Raw genomic sequence first — 15154 nt, 5'->3', positions numbered from 1 at the left:
CCCGCGGGAGCGACGACTCCTCCCGCGGGTCACCGCACGGCTCACGCCGGCCGGCGGACGGCTCAGACGAAGGCGCTCCGGCCGGTGATCGACTTGCCCACGATGAGGCTGTTCATCTCGCGGGTGCCCTCGTAGGAGTAGAGGGCTTCGGCGTCGGCGAAGAAACGGGCGATGTCGTAGTCGAGGACGATGCCGTTGCCGCCGAAGATCTCGCGGCAGGAGGCGACGACCTCCCGCATCCGGGACGTGGTGAACGCCTTGGCGAGCGAGGAGTGTTCGTCGCGGCAGATCCCCTGGTCCTGCAGACGCGCGAGCTGCACCAGCATTCCCCAGGACGCGGTGATGCTGCCCAGGCTCTTCACCAGCAGGTCCTGCACCATCTGGAACTCCGCGATCGGGCGGCCGAACTGCCGGCGCTCCTTGGCGTAGGCGAGAGCGAGTTCGTAGGCGCCGATCATGACGCCCAGCGCCTGCCAGGAGACCCCGCTCCGGGTCACCCGCAGGATCTCCGCCACATCCCGGAAGGAGTTGACCCGCTGGAGGCGGTTCGACTCCGGCACACGCACGTCCGTCAGCGTGATCTCGGCGTTCTGCACGATCCGCAGGGCGATCTTGCCCTCGATCTTCACCGCCTCGAAGCCGGGCGTGCCCTTGTCCACGACGAAGCCCTTGACCTGGTCGTCGCGGATGTCGCGCGCCCAGACGACGACGTGGTCGGCGAAGGTGCCGTTGCCGATCCACTTCTTGGCGCCGTTGAGAATCCACGTGTCGCCGACGCGTTCGGCGGTGGTGCGCATGCCGCCGGAGACGTCGGAACCGCCCAGTGGTTCGGTCAGGGCGAAGGCCGCTACCTTCTCCAGCGAGGCCATGGCGGGCAGCCAGCGCTCACGCTGCTCCCGGTCGCCGCCGGCGAGGATCGAGTAGAAGCCGAGGCCGTCGTGCACGCCGAAGAACGTCGCGACCGAGGCGTCGACCCGGCTCATCTCCATGGCGACCATGCCGCTGAGCAGGTGGCTGACGGCCGGACGATGCTCGCCGTAGCCCTCCCAGGACAGGGCGGTGAGCCCGCTGTCGCGGAACAGCCCGATCAGTTCGTGCGGGAACTCACCCTTGGCCCAGTACTCGTTGACCAGCGGTTTGACCTTCTCCCGCAGAAAGGTGCGCGCGTGGTCGAGGATCTTCCGCTCATCGTCGGCGAGCAGCGTCTCGTAGAGGTAGAAATCGGCAGGGGACGGCTCGTCGGGCGCGGGGGCGTGGGGGCTGCTGGTGGCCATGTGCGGTGTCCTTCCGGGAACGTGCGTCACATGGCCAGACCTGGCAGGGCCGGACAGTGTGACACCCTTGCCGGGGACCGGCGCGCGGCCGCAGCCTCGAAGAGTCAGGCGTCGACCAGCATGTCCTTGCGCAGCCGGGCGAGGGTGCGGATGAGGATCCGGGAGACGTGCACCTGGGAGAGCCCCATCTCCGCGCCGATCTCCACCTGCGTCATGCCGGAGCAGAAACGCAGCCCGAGGATCGTGCGGTCACGGTCGTCCAGCCGCTCCAGCATGGGCTTCAGCGCCATGAGGTTGTCGGCCTTCTCCAGGGCGGAGTCCGGCGCCCCGATCGTCTTCAGAAGCGCCGGTGCCGCGTCGCCCTGGTCGTCGAACTGGGTGTCCAGGGACGTGGTGTTGTAGGCGAGGCCCGCCAGCACGCCCTCGCGGACCTCGCTCTCGTCCAGCCCCAGGTGGTCCGCCAGCGTCGCCGTCGTGGGTTGCCGACCGCAGGTCTGCGTCAGTTCGTCGGTCGCCTTGCCCAGTTTCAGGCGCAGTTCCTGGAGCCGGCGGGGCACGTGCATGGCCCATCCGCACTCGCGGAAGTAGTGCTGGATCTCCCCGCGGATCTTCGGCACGGCGTAGGTGGTGAACTCCAGGCCACGGTCGGGGTCGAATCCGTCGACGGCCTTGATCAGACCGATGGTGCCGACCTGTTCGAGATCGTCCTGCGGGGTGGGGGAGGAGCGGTACTGGCCGGCGACGAAGTGCACCAGCGGGAGGTTGAGTTCGACGAGGGCGTCCCGTGCGTCGGCGTGTTCGCGGGTGCCGGGCCGCAGCGCGGCCAGACGGCGGAACAGCTTCCGGGACTCGGCCCTGAGCTTTCCGGGCGCGGTCCGCCGTGTGCGGTCGACGGCTGCCGTGGAATCCTCGTTCATCGTCTCTCCCAAGTGGCTTCGGCTCACCGACGGCAGCCCGGCACGGGCGGTACGGCAGCGTCCTCACGCGTGCGGTACGGCCGTCCGGCGGCGGGGGCCGGGGCGTTCGCGTCCGGCCGGACCACCGGTGCCGGCGTCGTGCGGCGTTCGACCTAACAGACCGACAAGGCGTCAGCCCTGTGACGGTTTTCAGGCACCGGTTCGGACGCCTCGGGGGACGAGTTCGGGAACGCGAAGGCCCGGCCCACCGCGGTGGACCGGGCACAGTTGGGCAGCAGCCTAGGAGTTCTGCGCGCGGTAGAGGCCGCGGCCGGCCCGCTGGAGCCGCGAAGCGCCGACGAGGCGGTCCAGTGTGCTCCGCACGGCGTTGATGCTGCCGTTGCCGGAGTCGCGGCCGAGGGCCGCCGCGACGTCGCGGGCACGCACCTCGACGCCGCCGATGCCGGCGAAGTACTCCAGGATCTGGTCGGTGATCTTGCCGTACGCGCTGTGCCCCTCGGCGTGGCCGGAGGCCGAGGCGGACGCCGGCACCGGCTCCTTGCGGACGTCCTTCGCGCCGGTCTTCGCCTGACGGGGCAGCGCCGCGGACGTCGGCGAGGAGGAAGGGGGAGGCGGGGCGGAAACCGTAGGCCGAGCGGGAACCGGGCGCTGCCGGGAGACGGCAGGATCCGCCGCGTCGACCTGCTCCGTGGCGTCACCGTCCGAGGCGCCGCCCGCCGGCGTTGCGCGGGCGTCGGCCATCAGACCGTGAAGGGCTCCGAGGGTCTGCTGAACGGAGTCCAGGTGCGCGACGACCGCGGCCAGTTCCCGCTCCAGAGCCTGCTTCTGGATCTCCAGACGGGCCAGTTCGTCCCGGAGACTCTCCGCAGTGGTCTCGATGCTGTGCGCCGAGTGCGTTGCCGGGATCATGTGCCCTCTCCTCCTGGGACCTTGTCACCGCGTCCGCCGTCCGGCGGGATGCGTTCGTCGTGAGCTCAAAGCGGCACAACGACACATCATAGGCAGGAACGAACGGAAAGAGGGGTGACGGCACACTTCATCCCTCGAGTCGACACTTCTTGTCACGTTGACCACGTAACCGATCGTCGTCGGCCTCCGGCCCCGACTCCGCCCCGTCGTGACGCAGCCGGCGCAGCGACTCGGAGACGGCCCTGATGCGTGCGTCGACCGAGGCGAGGTCCTCCTGCAGCATGCGGCAGCGGGCCGAGAGCACGGCGGCCTCGGCGGCAAGTGCCACACAGGCCGCCAGGGCGTCCGTGTGCTTGTCATGGTGGCCGCACATTCCCTGTCCTCCTCGGGTGGAAGTCCTGCGTCACATTCGCTCTGACCGAGCGCATGCGGCCGCTGTGACAGAGCGGAGGCGGACCTCACCGAGAAGCCGCTGTCACAACACAGCCCACCACGCGGTCAGGTTGGTGACACGACAGAAGTACGTGTGACGTGGCCGGTGGGACAGCACCCGCGGGCCGCGGCACATGAGCCCGAAGAGGTGAGGGAGGGTGGCCGATGAACCGCACTGACGCGCTGGGCCTGGCGGAGCTGTTGGACGAGCGGCGCCATCTGCTGGACGTCGCCTGCTGGATGCTCGGCAGCAGCAGCGAGTCGGAGAGTGTCCTCGACGAGACCTACCGCGAGTGGTACGACCTCTCCGACGTCGACCGGCGGGAGATCGGGGCCCCTCGCTCCTGGCTGGCGCGGGTGGTGGGCCGTATCTGCCTGGGCAGACTCGCGCCGTCCGGCCGGGCCGAGGACGCCGCTCCGCCGGCTGAGGACGCCGGCGTGACGGGGACGGCCGCGCCCGGTTCCTGCGTTCCGGTCGAGCAGCAGGTCAGCCAGGTCCTGCTGAGCGCCCTCGATTCCTTTTCCCCGGCGGAGCGCGCCGCGTTCCTGGTCACCGGCTCCTCGCGGATGCCCGCTGCCCCGTGGGCCCCGGCGTCCCCGGGTGAGGAGGCCGTCGCGCGGACCCGGGCGGAATGGGGCGAACTCGGTGACCGGATCGGCAGACGCCTGCAGGCGCAGCGACAGCGTGCCGGGGATGCCGAGCACGACGCCGTCGTGCGGGCGGTGCGGCTGGCCTGCGTCACGCAGGACCCGCAACTGCTGGTGTCCGTACTGGCAGCCGATGCCGCGGCCTTCTTCGACGGCGGCGGCAAGGTCCGGGCCCTGGTCAGACCGGTGGAGGGCGGTGAGCAGGTGGCCTACAGCCTGCTGGCCCTGGTCGGGCCACGCGGGCGCACCAGTCTCGCGGCCCAGTCGGTCAACGGGCGCACCGGCCTGGTGGCCCGCTACGACCACATGGTCGCCGCGGTCTTCAGCCTGGAGGTCATCACCAGACGTGTGACGAGGATCTGGGTCACACTCAATCCCGACAAGCTGCGTGCCTGGAACAGGTCGTCGCGTCGTCCCTGAGCTGTACAACCCCGGGAACGTCCCGCATGCGGGCCTCCCGGACGTCCCCTGAGTCTGCCCGCCCACCCGTGGCGGCAACTTTGCTCCGCACTGTCACACGGTGGTGGCCACCACGGTCAATACACCGGATGTGACAGAAAACGCTGTGACCTTGTGGTCACGGTCGCTGCAAAAAACCACCCATGTCATGCGCACAGCCGGGGTCGACGGTACCCGGGCCGAACACGCGCGTGCTGAACCGGTTGCCGGAGCTCAATGCCGCCCCGCGGGGGTCACGTGTCCACGCGAGCGGATCCGTGCGGCCGGAGGAACGGAGACAGCAGGACCATGTACCCAGAGCCGGACCCTGAGCGGAGCGGACTCGATGAGGCAGTTCTCGATGAGGCAGTCGCTGTCTTCGTGCAGTTGCGGCCGTGCCTCTTCGGCATCGCGTACCGCGTGCTCGGGAGTGCCGTGGAGGCGGAGGACGTGGTCCAGGAGGTCTGGCTGCGCTGGCAGAAGACCGATCGCTCCGCCGTGATCAGCCCCGCAGCGTTCCTGTCCAGCGCCACGACACGACTGGCCATCAACGTCGCGCAGTCCGCGCGCGTGCGCCGCGAGACCTACGTGGGCCCGTGGCTGCCGGAACCGGTGGACACCAGTGCGGACCCGCAGCTGGGAGCCGAGCGGGCGGAGGACCTGGAAATGGCCCTTCTGCTGCTGCTGGAGAGACTCAGCCCGACCGAGCGCGCCGCCTACGTCCTGCGCGAGGCGTTCGACTACCCGTACTCCCAGATCGCCGAGATCCTCGAACTCAGCCAGGTCAACGTGCGGCAGATCGTCAGCCGTGCCCGCAAGCACCTGTCGGCCGAGAAGCGCGAGACCGTCGAGGCGGGGGCACACCGGCGGCTGCTCGACGCCTTCGTCTGCGCGGCCAAGACCGGGGACGTGGCCGCGCTCGAAACCGTGCTCGTCCCGGACGCGGAGTGCGCGCCGGCCGCGCCGCCCGCCCCACTCATGTACCCGACCCTGGCCGTGCCCGTGCGGTGAACCCGGCGCCGCCGCAGGCGCCGACCGGGGACCTGACCGTGAACCAAGGAGATCACCATGAACTGGCGCCTGACGGCGGCCTGCCGGGACCTGGATCCCGACGTGTTCTTCCCGATCGGCACCGGCGGCATGTCCCTCGTGCAGATCGCCGAGGCGAAGACCGTGTGCCGGCGGTGCCCGGTCGCCGAGCAGTGCCTGGCCTGGGCGGTGGGCGACGGCCGCGTCGAGGGGATCTGGGGCGGCACCACGGAGAACGAACGCCGGGCCATGCGCCTGCGTGAGGACCTGGGTTCATAGCCCGGCGGTCACGGCGCCGATGACGAAGAGGGATGGTCGAGACAGATGAGCAGCGGACGGCAGGCAACCGGAGTGCGGCGGCCGCCGGAAGGCGACCGGATGACCCGCTGGATGGAGAGCCGGCTCGGAGTGAGGGGCACGGCCAGAAACGCGATGCGCCGGGCGTTCCCGACTCACTGGTCCTTCGTGCTCGGAGAGATCAGCCTCTACAGCTTCGTCGTCCTGGTCGTCACGGGCGTCTATCTAGCGCTGTACTTCCACCCCTCGACGAACCAGGTGGTCTATCACGGGAGTTACCGCCCGCTGCAGGGGCAGCACGTGTCGGAGGCCTTCAACTCCACGATGCACCTGTCGTTCGAGGTGCGTGGCGGTCTGCTGATGCGGCAGGCCCACCACTGGGCGGCGCTGATCTTCATCGCCAGCCTTCTCGGCCACATGCTGCGGGTGTTCTTCACCGGCGCCTTCCGCAAGCCCCGGGAACTCAACTGGCTGCTGGGATTCGCTCTGCTGGCGCTGGGGATGTTCGCCGGCCTCACCGGGTACGACCTGCCGGACGATCTCCTGTCCGGGACCGGCCTGATGATCGTCAACGGAACCGTTCTCTCCATTCCCGTCGTCGGCACCTATCTGTCGATGTTCCTGTTCGGGGGAGCCTTTCCCGGCGGGGACGTCATCGCGCGGTTCGACATCATCCATGTGCTGCTCATTCCCGCGGTCATGGTCGGCATCATCGCGGCCGCGCTGGTCCTGGAGAGGCGCCACGGGCCCACCCAGTACCCCGGCCCCGGCCGCAGTGAGAAGAACATCGTCGGGCTGCCGCTGAAGACCTACGCCATGAAGACGGCCGGCCTGTTCTTCGTCACCTGCGGCGTGATCTTCCTCTTCGCGTCGATCGCGCAGATCAACCCGATCTGGCTGTACGGCCCCTACCGTCCCGACCAGGTCTCCGCCGGATCGCAGCCCGACTGGTACATGGGCGTGGCCGACGGGCTCCTGCGGGTGATGCCCGGCTGGGAAGTGAGCGCGTGGGGCCACGCCCTGGCGCTCGACAACCTGGTCCCCCTGATCGTGGGGGTCGGCTTCTTCCTGTTCCTGGCCGTGTACCCCTTCATCGAGTCCTGGGTCACCGACGACGACCGTGAGCACCATGTCCTGGACCGGCCGCGCAACCGTCCGGTGCGGACCGGGATCGGTGCGGCCTGGATCAGCGTGTACGTCGTGGCGCTGGTGGGCGCCGGGAACGACGTGATCGCCACACATCTGCATCTCTCGGTGAACGCGGTAACGTGGGCGGTCAGAGTGAGTTTGTTCGTCGTGCCCCCCGCGGTTTTCACCGTGGCGAAACGATGGGCACTGGGCCTGCAGCGGCAGGATCGCGAAAAGGTGCTGCACGGCCGGGAGACCGGCATCCTCAAACGCCTCCCGCACGGTGAGTTCATCGAAGTGCACGAAGCTGTTTCCCAAAAGCAATTGCACATGCTGACGGCCCACGAGCAGTACCAGCCGATCGGTACCGGGCCAGGCGCCGCGTCCGGCAGGACGCAGCGGCTGCGGTCCAGGCTCAGCCGGCGTTTCTACGGGGAAGGCACGCAGATCCCGAAGCCGACGGTCCGGGAATTCAAGGAGATCTCCGAGAGGCATCGGCAGTGACGCCCACCACGCCCGGCGCCGTGTCACAGATTCCCTATGCCACCGGTCGTATGTCGTGAGCGGCTATTTGATCGGAGTTGAATTGTGGCAATCACCGAACGACTTCTTTCCACCACGGTGCTGGTGATAGGCACCGGAGGCGCGGGACTGCGGGCGGCCATCGAACTGGCCGAGAGCGGGGTCGACGTGCTGGCGGTCGGAAAGCGGCCCAAGGACGACGCGCACACGGCGCTCGCCGCCGGCGGTATCAACGCCGCTCTGGCCACCATGGACCCGGAGGACAGCTGGCAGCAGCACGCCGCGGACACGCTCAAGGAGAGCTATCTGCTGGCCGATCCCCGCACGGTGGAGATCGTCACCCAGGGCGCGGCCCGGGGCATCGACGACCTCGAACGGTTCGGCATGGCCTTCGCGCGGGAACAGGACGGCCGGATCTCCCAGCGCTTCTTCGGCGCCCACAAGTTCCGCCGCACCGCCTTCGCGGGCGACTACACCGGCCTGGAGATCCAGCGCACCCTGATCCGCCGCGCCGAGCAGCTCCGGATCCCCGTCCTCGACGGCGTGTACATCACGCAGCTGCTGACCGACGACAACGCCGTCTTCGGCGCGTACGGCTTCGACCTCACCCACGGGACCCGCTACCTGATCCACGCCGACGCCGTCATCCTCGCCGCCGGCGGCCACACCCGGATCTGGCGGCGCACCTCCTCGCGCCGTGACGAGAACACCGGCGACTCCTTCCGCCTGGCCGTGGAGGCCGGCGCCCGGCTGCGCGACCCCGAACTCGTCCAGTTCCACCCCTCGGGCATCCTCGAACCGGAGAACGCCGCCGGCACCCTGGTCAGCGAGGCCGCACGGGGCGAGGGCGGTGTGCTGCGCAACGCCCTCGGCGAGCGCTTCATGACCCGCTACGACCCGGAGCGCATGGAGCTCTCCACCCGCGACCGCGTGGCGCTCGCCGCCTACACCGAGATCAAGGAGGGACGCGGCACCCCGCACGGCGGTGTGTGGCTGGACGTCTCCCACCTGTCCCGGCAGACGATCATGGAACGGCTCCCGCGGGTCTACCAGACCCTGATGGACCTCCAGATGCTGGACATCACGCGGGACCCCATCGAGATCGCCCCCACCGCGCACTACTCGATGGGCGGCGTGTGGGTCCGGCCCGAGGACCACAGCACCGACGTCCGCGGCCTCTACGCCATCGGAGAGGCGTCCAGCGGACTGCACGGCGCCAACCGCCTCGGCGGCAACAGCCTCATCGAACTGCTGGTCTTCGGCCGCATCACCGGCCAGGCGGCCGCGGCCCACGCCCGGGAACTGCCGAAGCAGCAGCGGTCGGCGGCCGCCGTCGCCGACGCCCGGGCCGAGATCGACGACCTCCTCGCGTCGGACGGACCGGAGAACGTCCGCGCACTGCAGCGCGCCGTCCGCAACACCATGACCGAGCACGCCGGCGTCGTCCGCGACGAACAGGGACTGCGGGCCGGGCTGGTGGAGCTCATCGCGATCGAGGAGCGGATGCAGGACGTGGGCGTCCACCCGGACATCGCCGGGTTCCAGGACCTCGCGCACGCCTTCGACCTCAAGTCCGCCGCGCTGGCGGCCCGCGCCACGCTCGAGGCCGCCCTCGAGCGCCGTGAGACGCGCGGCTGCCACAACCGCAGCGACTACCCCGAACTCGACCCCGCGCTGCGGGTCAACCTCGTGTGGTCCCCGACCGAGGGCGTCACCCGCGAGAGCATCCCGGCCGTTCCGGACGAGATCGCGGCGCTGATGCAAGAGGTCTCGACGGTCGGGAAGCTCGCCGAGTGAACCACCGTCCACCGGCCGGGACATGGTCCCGCCGCCGGTCGGCAGAACGCCGTCACCGAGCGTGCGTGGCACGCATGAGCAAGACAGAGAGGATTCCAGCATGAAGATCGTCGTGGTCGGCGGGACCGGACTCATCGGTTCCAAGGTGGTCGCGAGGCTCCAGGAGAACGGTCACCAGGCGGTCCCCGCGGCGCCCAACACCGGCGTCAACACCCTGACGGGTGAAGGACTGGGCGAGGCCCTGGACGGCGCGTCCGTCGTCGTCGACGTGTCCAACTCGCCCTCGTTCGAGGACGACGCGGCCATGGAGTTCTTCCACACCTCCACCACCAACCTGCTGAAGGCGGAGGATGCGGCGGGGGTGACGCACCATGTGGCCCTCTCCGTCGTGGGCCTCGACCGCCTCCAGGAGAGCGGTTATCTGCGCGCCAAGCAGGCCCAGGAGGAGCTGATCGAGGACTCCGGGATCGCATTCTCCATCGTCCACGCGACCCAGTTCTTCGAGTTCGTTCCCGGCATGGCGGACGCCGCGACCGAGGGCGACACCGTGCGCCTGGCGCCGGTCAGGATCCGGCCCGTCCATTCCGACGACGTCGCCGCCGCGGTCTGCCACGCCGCGAGCGGAACTCCCGTCAACGGCACGGTCGAAGTGACCGGCCCCGACGAGTTCCGGCTCGACGACCTCGTCCGCGGGGCGCTCGCCGCCCGGAACGACACTCGCACCGTCGTCACCGATCCGCACGCCCGCTACTTCGGCGCCGAGGTCGAGGAGACCACGCTGCTGCCGGGCCCGGACGCCCACGTGGCCGAGACCCGGTTCGCCGACTGGCTCGCGCAACAGCGATGAGACCCGAGGGGGGCGCCGCACGCATTGCGTGCGGCGCCCCCCTCGTCATGTCCGCCGGCGCGCTTCCTTCCAGCCCGCTCACGGCGGGGACTGGTCGACGTCCGGGGCCGCGGCGGCCTCCGTGGACAGGGTGACCGTGACCGGTGTTCCCCGCACCGCCATTCTCGCGTAGGGACACAGCGAGAACGCCTCGTCCAGCAGGGGATGGGCGACCTCCGGGTCGGCGGCGGGCCATTTCACCACCAGGGCCACCCGCAGCTGGTAGCCGCCGTCCTCCGGGTCCCTGCCGAACACCACGGTCGCGTCGACGGCGATCACGGTGGGGTCGAGCGCGGCGCGTCTGGCCAGCAGGCTCAGTGCCCCGTGAAAGCACGCGGCGAACCCGGCGGCGAACAGCTGCTCCGGGTTCGTCCCCGCGCCTCCTCCGCCCAGTTCGGTCGGCATCCCGAGCGTGATGTCCAGGGCTCCGTCGGAGGAGCGGGCCCGTCCCGAGGCCCGCCCGTGCGCCACGGCGCCGCCTTCCACCGTCACCGTGGTCGTGTAGATGGGGGAGAACACCGGTCCGTCGTAGTCCTTCTCGATGGACAGGTCGGGCAACTGGTCCTGCTGGGTCACGGCGTGACTCCACTCGTGTCGGGGCGCCCGGCCCGGCGGTGAGCCGGCTCGGCGCGGAGATCGGGCAGACAGGCGTCAGGAGGCGGGAGGACCCGCGGCGGGCCCTCCGGCGTGCGGCCCGCGGGGGACGGGCCTTCGGGGGGAAGGCCGGCTGCCGCACGGGTGACGAATAACATGTGGTCGTCCTTTGCGTTCGGACTGTCTGGTCACCGGGTAACCAATGGACCGGGAAGCGCCCCGATGTGTGACACGAGGTGGGTGCGTCCCGCGCCACAGCCGTGCGCCGCTCCGCGACCCCGTGCCGGGCGCCCGCCGTGTCACCCCCACCAGCCGTACCGGACACGGCAGTTGACCACCGTCTCGGGGTCGACCACGCCGAGTCGCCGCAGCCGGTGCAGGGCGGTCACGACGATGGTCGCGGCGTCCACGGGGAAATCACCGCGCACCGAAGCGGGTGTGTCCGGCCGGCCGGGACCGTCCGGGCCCAAAGACGCGAAGTCCTGCTCGATCCACGGACCGATCTGGTCGGGTACCCGGCGCGCCGAGTCACTGACGGCCAGGACGGGTCCGCACGCGCCGGACAGCGCCGCGGTCAGGTAGGGGACGCGGTCCTCACCGCGCAGCCGCGCCCGGTCCGCGTCCAGCGCCTCGTGGCGCAGTCCGGTCCAGGAGGTGACGGACCAGACGTCGGCGCCGACACCCCAGTCGGACGCGAGAAGTCCCTGGGCCTCCAGAGCCCGGTGGACGGCCCCACCCGAGGCCAGCACCTGGATACGCGGCCCGGGCGCGGAGGACTGCGCAGGACACAGCCGGTACATGCCCCGCGGGCCGGCCTCGCCGACCATGGTGCCGGCGGGCATCGCAGCCTGGTGCCCCGGCCCGTCGAACGGCGTCAGGGAGGACCGGACGTCCTCGGGGAGAAACAGATCGCTCATGGCCGACCTTCTGTCAGGGAACGGGGATCAGGGCACGCGCTGCCGCCGATAGGGCGCGGGATTCCGTCGTACAGACGCGTCGTTCCTACGACAGGCCCCGTGCCGCTGTTGTGACAAAACGGTGCGACGCACGGGACGCACTCGGTCAGACGTCACACGGAAACGGTGTGTCCGGTCACACCTTCGCAAGGTGACGTGAGGCAGTGCCCCCACAGCCCGGGGCGGGCTGTGGACGGCGGCTCCTCGAACTGGGCGGGAGGGCCGAGCGCTTGAGTGCCGTCGACGCGGTCCGGTTGATGCTGACAGCGCTCTTCGCGGTCGCGGCCGTGGCCACACTGCGGCGCCACGTCGTGCGGAGCGGCCTGCGGTGGCGTGGCCGGACCGGCTCCCTTCTCCACGCGGTGATGGCAGCGGACATGGCCTGCATGACATGGCGCTGGTACCCGCATGTGCCGGCCATGCCACACACCGTGTTCTACGCCGTCGCCGCACTGTGGTTCCCGCTCTCCGCGCCGAGACGAGGCGACGGCGCGGTCGCGCCGGAGGTCCTGCGCGCTCTGCCCTCCGCGGCGGCCATGGCCGCCATGGCATGGATGGCGCACCCCATGAGGGCGAGCGGGCACGCCACCATGGCCGCCGGCCTCGCCGAGGGCCGTGGAACCGCGCGGGCCATGGACGACTCCATGGCGGCGTCAGGTGGCGGCACCGCAGCCGTCGGCCTGCTCGCGCTCTTCCTGCTGCTGTGCGCCCTGTGGTCCCTGACCCGGGACCTGCCCGGACTGAGCCGGACCGCGGCCACCGGCCACACGTCCACGCAGAGCGTCCACGACCACTTCTGGGACGGTGTGACGGCCCTCGGCACCGCCGTCATGCTGGTCCTGCACCACTGAGCCGGAAGCCGGTGCGGGCGGGCGGGGGAGGTCCTCCTCGGCCCAGACGACCTTGCCGCCCGGGACGCAGCGGGAGCCCCATCGGCGCGACGACTGGGCGACCAGGAGCAGCCCCCGGCCGTGCTCGTCGCCGGTGAGCGCGTGCTGCTGGCGCGGCGGGCACACGTCGCTGTCGAAGACCTCGCAGGTCAGCACCTGGTGGTGGACGAGGCGCAGGCCGACCGGGTCCGTGCTGTGGCGGACGGCGTTGGTGACCAGTTCGCTGACGATCAGCAGCGTCGAGTCGGCGAGGTCCTCCAGCCCCCACGCGGCGAGCTGGCCGGCCGTCATCCGCCGGGCGTCCCGCGCAGCCCTCCCGTCGTTCGGCAACGTCCATGACGCCACCCGGGCCGGATCCAGCGACCGGGTCCGTACCAGGAGCAAGGTCGCGTCGTCGCGAGGCGCCTGCACGTTGGAGATCGCCATCGCGCGGGTGCAGAGATCCTCGAGGTCGCCTTCCGGCTGGGCCAGCGCCGCGCCCAGCCGGTGCATGCCCGCAGAGATGTCGTCGTCACGCGTCTCGACCAGCCCGTCGGTGTACAGGGCCAGCAGGCTGCCCTCGGGCAGCTCCAGCTCCACCGACTCGAAAGGCACGCCCAGGCCGAGGCCGAGCGGGGCCCCGGACGGCATCTCGGGAAAGGAGACGCGACCGTCGGGGTCCACGACCGCGGGCGGCGGGTGGCCGGCCCGTGCCATCGTGCAGCGGCGGGTGACCGGGTCGTAGACCGCGTACAGGCAGGTGGCCCCCACCACGGCAGTAGCCTGTTCCGGGCCGTCGGCCTCCTCCTCGGCCAGCCGCTGCACCGTGTCGTCGAGGTGGGTGAGCAGGTCGTCGGGTGACAGCTCCATGTCCGCGAGGGTGTGCACGGCCGTGCGCAGCCTGCCCATGTTCGCGGCGGCGTTGATGCCGTGACCGACCACGTCCCCGACGACCAGGGCGACCCGGGCGCCGGACAGCGGAATCACGTCGAACCAGTCGCCCCCGACGCCGCTGTCCACGTCGGCGGGCAGGTACCGCGAGGCCGCCTCCACCGCCGTGCCGCCGCTCAGCCGGCGCGGGAGCAGGTTGCGTTGCAGCGTGAGGGCGGCGCTGCGCTCCCGCGAGTACTCGCGCGCGTTGGCCAGCGAGAGGGCCGCACGGTTGGCGAGTTCCTCCGCCAGGAGGAGGTCGAGCTCCTGGAACGGGACGGGGTTCTCGGTACGGACGAACACGGCCACGCCCAGCACGGTGCGCCGAGCGCGGATGGGGACGACCATCAGCGAGTGCATGCCGTTCTCCTGGATCTTGCGCGTGCGCGTCGGGTCGTGATCGGCCCAGGTGCCCGGCGCCGTGTCCAGGATCGGCTCCAGATGCGGCCGCCCTGTACGCAGGACCTCGGTGAACGGTGAGACGGCCTGCACGGTGATCGACTCGCCGCGCGCCCACGGGGACTCCGGCGCACCCCGGTGGATGGACGCCAGACCGGCACGCCGGAAAGCGGGCGGGTGCTCGCCGTCCGGGCCGATGTGCGCGGGGGGCTCCTGCCCGTAGGGAACCGACTGCTCCAGGTCCACGGCCACGTAGTCGGCCAGCAGCGGCACGGCGAGGTCGGCCAGCTCCTGGCTGGTCTGCATCACGTCCAGGGTGCTGCCGAGGCGCGACCCGGCCTCACTCAGGACGGCCAGGCGCTCCCGCGCCCGGCGGCTCTCGGTCAGGTCGGCGTTGATCGTGCACATCCCCACCGCCTCGCCGTCGGCGCCGCGCAGGCAGAAGAAGGACGCCGTGAACGTGTGGTCCCGCCGCGGGCTCGTCGCCGGCCACATCCGGTACTGGTGGATCTTGGTGGTGTCGCCGAGCAGCACCTGCCGCATCACCGCTTCGAGAGCGTCGGACTTGCACCCGGGCAGCGCCTCGGTGAACCGGCGCCCGAGCCGGCGGTCACGAGGGATGCCGTCGTGGCCCGCCATGGTGTCGTTCACCCAGGTGCACCGCAGCTCGGTGTCCCGCACGACCACCCCGATGGGTGCCCGGGTGAGCAGCGACTCCCGGGCCGAGCCGGTCGCCGCCTCCGCGGCGTGGGCACCGGCGTCACTCACCGAGACCAGCCATCGGACCGTTCCGTCCTGCCCCCACAGCCTCGACACCCGCAGGCTGATGTCGATCAGGAACCCGTCCCGGTGACGCAACGGTGTGACGCCCGACCATCCGCTCTGCGGGTGGCACCGCTCCACGAAGGCCGCCATCGTCGGCGCGTCCTCCGGGAGCGGCAGGACCACCGCGGCGGACCGCCCGACCACGTCCTCGGCGGCATGGCCGACGAGCCGCTCGGCGGCCTGCGTCCAGGCCACGACCGTGCCCCGGTCGTCGACCAGGGCGATCGCCGACTCCAGGGGCCGGTGCCGGTCCGGGTGGTCACCGCTCGAAGCCTTGCCGGTGCTGATCATGGAGCTGTCGTCC

At 70.8% G+C, this 15154-nt stretch carries 12 protein-coding genes and 2 pseudogenes; 7 read left to right on the top strand and 7 right to left on the bottom strand.

The genetic code is table 11. From position 1 onward, the window contains the following. Window positions 1-62: 62 nt before the first annotated feature. The 4 genes from K7862_RS00350 to K7862_RS00335 form a co-directional block, all read right to left on the bottom strand. Entirely contained in the window at window positions 63-1274 is a 1212-nt protein-coding gene (locus tag K7862_RS00350) for an acyl-CoA dehydrogenase family protein (RefSeq protein WP_222959379.1), read from the bottom strand. 104 nt (window positions 1275-1378) lie between these two features. Beyond that, window positions 1379-2191 (bottom strand): SigB/SigF/SigG family RNA polymerase sigma factor, encoded by an 813-nt coding sequence (locus K7862_RS00345; protein ID WP_222959378.1) that lies wholly within the window; start codon window positions 2189-2191, stop codon window positions 1379-1381. 279 nt (window positions 2192-2470) lie between these two features. Beyond that, window positions 2471-3100: a hypothetical protein gene (locus K7862_RS00340; RefSeq protein ID WP_222959377.1), complete on the bottom strand. Its 630-nt coding sequence runs from the start codon at window positions 3098-3100 to the stop codon at window positions 2471-2473. 127 nt (window positions 3101-3227) lie between these two features. Next, window positions 3228-3473, bottom strand: coding sequence for a hypothetical protein (locus K7862_RS00335; RefSeq protein ID WP_222959376.1), 246 nt, complete (start codon window positions 3471-3473; stop codon window positions 3228-3230). 224 nt (window positions 3474-3697) lie between these two features. Here K7862_RS00335 and K7862_RS00330 point away from each other — a divergent pair, with 224 nt between their 5' ends. The 6 genes and pseudogenes from K7862_RS00330 to K7862_RS00305 all read left to right on the top strand — a co-directional run bounded on the left by K7862_RS00330 (window position 3698) and on the right by K7862_RS00305 (window position 10238). Further along, window positions 3698-4600 (top strand): sigma-70 family RNA polymerase sigma factor family protein, encoded by a 903-nt coding sequence (locus K7862_RS00330; RefSeq protein ID WP_222959375.1) that lies wholly within the window; start codon window positions 3698-3700, stop codon window positions 4598-4600. Window positions 4601-4927: 327 nt separating this feature from the next. Further along, window positions 4928-5563 (top strand): annotated as a pseudogene (locus tag K7862_RS00325) (sigma-70 family RNA polymerase sigma factor); the annotation flags it as partial. Between the two features lie 123 nt (window positions 5564-5686). Continuing rightward, window positions 5687-5926 (top strand): WhiB family transcriptional regulator, encoded by a 240-nt coding sequence (locus K7862_RS00320; RefSeq protein WP_222959373.1) that lies wholly within the window; start codon window positions 5687-5689, stop codon window positions 5924-5926. Window positions 5927-5971: 45 nt separating this feature from the next. Further along, window positions 5972-7576, top strand: a complete 1605-nt coding sequence (gene qcrB, locus K7862_RS00315) for a cytochrome bc1 complex cytochrome b subunit (protein ID WP_222959372.1) — start codon at window positions 5972-5974, stop codon at window positions 7574-7576. Window positions 7577-7660: 84 nt separating this feature from the next. Continuing rightward, window positions 7661-9391: an L-aspartate oxidase gene (locus K7862_RS00310; protein ID WP_222959371.1), complete on the top strand. Its 1731-nt coding sequence runs from the start codon at window positions 7661-7663 to the stop codon at window positions 9389-9391. A gap of 100 nt (window positions 9392-9491) precedes the next feature. Further along, the gene (locus tag K7862_RS00305) at window positions 9492-10238 is read left to right on the top strand and encodes an SDR family oxidoreductase (protein WP_222959370.1); all 747 of its coding nucleotides are present in this window, start codon (window positions 9492-9494) and stop codon (window positions 10236-10238) included. Window positions 10239-10316: 78 nt separating this feature from the next. Here K7862_RS00305 and K7862_RS00300 read toward each other — a convergent pair whose 3' ends face one another. Together K7862_RS00300 and K7862_RS00295 are read right to left on the bottom strand one after the other, a co-directional pair. Continuing rightward, the gene (locus K7862_RS00300) at window positions 10317-10853 is read right to left on the bottom strand and encodes an Ohr family peroxiredoxin (protein ID WP_222959369.1); all 537 of its coding nucleotides are present in this window, start codon (window positions 10851-10853) and stop codon (window positions 10317-10319) included. Between the two features lie 317 nt (window positions 10854-11170). Then, complete coding sequence (locus tag K7862_RS00295; RefSeq protein ID WP_222959368.1) at window positions 11171-11788, bottom strand: transketolase-like TK C-terminal-containing protein; 618 nt, start codon at window positions 11786-11788, stop codon at window positions 11171-11173. 269 nt (window positions 11789-12057) lie between these two features. Here K7862_RS00295 and K7862_RS00290 point away from each other — a divergent pair, with 269 nt between their 5' ends. After that, window positions 12058-12678 carry a DUF5134 domain-containing protein gene (locus K7862_RS00290; RefSeq protein WP_222959367.1) on the top strand — a complete coding sequence of 207 codons (621 nt, stop codon included), beginning with the start codon at window positions 12058-12060 and terminating at the stop codon, window positions 12676-12678. 24 nt (window positions 12679-12702) lie between these two features. Here the strand turns inward: K7862_RS00290 and K7862_RS00285 are convergent. Next, window positions 12703-15141 (bottom strand): annotated as a pseudogene (locus K7862_RS00285) (SpoIIE family protein phosphatase); the annotation flags it as partial. Between the last annotated feature and the right edge of the window lie 13 nt (window positions 15142-15154).

Source organism: Actinacidiphila acidipaludis (assembly GCF_019890725.1).
GTDB lineage: Bacteria > Actinomycetota > Actinomycetes > Streptomycetales > Streptomycetaceae > Actinacidiphila > Actinacidiphila acidipaludis.
The sequence above is the reverse complement of the archived record's forward strand: the minus strand, read 5'-3'. Positions and strand labels throughout refer to the sequence as shown.